The organism is Streptomyces katrae, from assembly GCF_000966975.1.
GTDB classification, from domain to species: domain Bacteria; phylum Actinomycetota; class Actinomycetes; order Streptomycetales; family Streptomycetaceae; genus Streptomyces; species Streptomyces katrae.
The window spans coordinates 1-1130 of sequence record NZ_JZWV01001222.1; the positions used below are offsets into that span (position 1 = coordinate 1).

The following is a 1130-nucleotide window of genomic DNA, read 5'->3' on the forward strand; positions in this document are numbered from 1 at the left end:
GAAGAGACGGCCTAGAGGGCCGAGGCCCGGCGGGTGCGGTGGAGGAAGTCGGTGATGCGGGGGAGGTCCGGGCCGGCGGGGAGGGTGGTGGAGGTGAGGGCGGACTCGGATTCCTCCGTGAGGCGGGTCATCCAGGCGTCGACCTCCTCCCAGGACAGCTCGCCCCGCTTCACCGCCAGGAGGCGGTCGCGGTACGGGGTGGCGTCGATGTCCAGGCGGCCCGTGCGCAGCAGGTCGCGGCAGGACAGGAGCAGGCGCAGCAGGTGCATGGCGTGCTTCCAGCGGGGGGCGCCGTGCAGGCGGACGTCCGCGAGGAGTTTGCGGTGCTGTGAGACGGCGTAGCGGCTGAAGGTGGTGTGGGCCCGGCGGGAGAGGAAGGCGTCGCGGAGGGACACGAGTTCCTCTCCCACCGGGGTGAGCCGGTCCACCAGGGGGGAGTGCAGGCACTCCAGGACGTTCGGGTTGGCGCGCAGCGCGAGCTCGCAGAAGCGCTCCAGTTCCCAGGAGAACTCCTCCTCCCGCGGCCCCTCCACGTGCGTGGGGGGCTTCTCGAACCGCCAGAAGAGCGGCGTCGGGGCGAGGAAGACACCGCGCCGGTCGGTGTCGCTCGCCTCCGTGGCCAGTCCGAAGGCGCGGGAGCCCGTCACGCAGGAGTAGATCGTGTGGTCCCGGACCAGGGTGAGGTCGTCCATGCGGGGGAGGGTAGGCGGCGGGGAACGGGCTAGGCGAGCGAGATTTCGCCGTTGGGGGCCACCACGATCTTCTTCTCCTCCAGGCCGCGGGTCGCCGGCCCGTGCGTCACCGCGCCGTCCGCGACCTGGAACCTGCTGCCGTGGCACGGGCAGTCGATGGTGCCGTCCGCCACCTTGGCAACCAGGCATCCCTGGTGCGGGCACACCGCCGAGAAGCAGCGGAAGGACCCCGCCGTCGGCTGGGTCACCACCAGCTTCGCCTCCTTGAGGACCGTTCCGCCGCCGACCGGCACCTTCGAGGAGTCGACGAGGGGCTTCGCCGCCTGGGGCGGGGCCGACGCCACCGGGGAGGAGGCCCCAGGGGCCCCGGCCGACGGGGTGGACGGGCCCGGCTCGGTGGCGGGCTTCTTCTCCTCGCCGCCGCAGGCGGCGAGCGTG

Annotated in this window: 2 protein-coding genes; both read right to left on the minus strand. The window is 73.0% G+C overall.

What is annotated here, in order from left to right:
• Positions 1–11: 11 nt before the first annotated feature.
• Positions 12–692 carry a nucleotidyltransferase domain-containing protein gene (locus tag VR44_RS35250; RefSeq protein WP_045951726.1) on the minus strand — a complete coding sequence of 227 codons (681 nt, stop codon included), beginning with the start codon at positions 690–692 and terminating at the stop codon, positions 12–14.
• A gap of 29 nt (positions 693–721) precedes the next feature.
• Positions 722–1130 (minus strand): Rieske (2Fe-2S) protein (locus VR44_RS35255; protein WP_045951727.1); only part of this gene is annotated, 409 nt, incomplete at its 5' end.

Bases quoted from the DNA above. Each gene is read 5' to 3' on its own strand.
- VR44_RS35250 (WP_045951726.1), bottom strand. From the start codon at position 692: ATGGACGACCTCACCCTGGTCCGGGACCACACGATCTACTCCTGCGTG.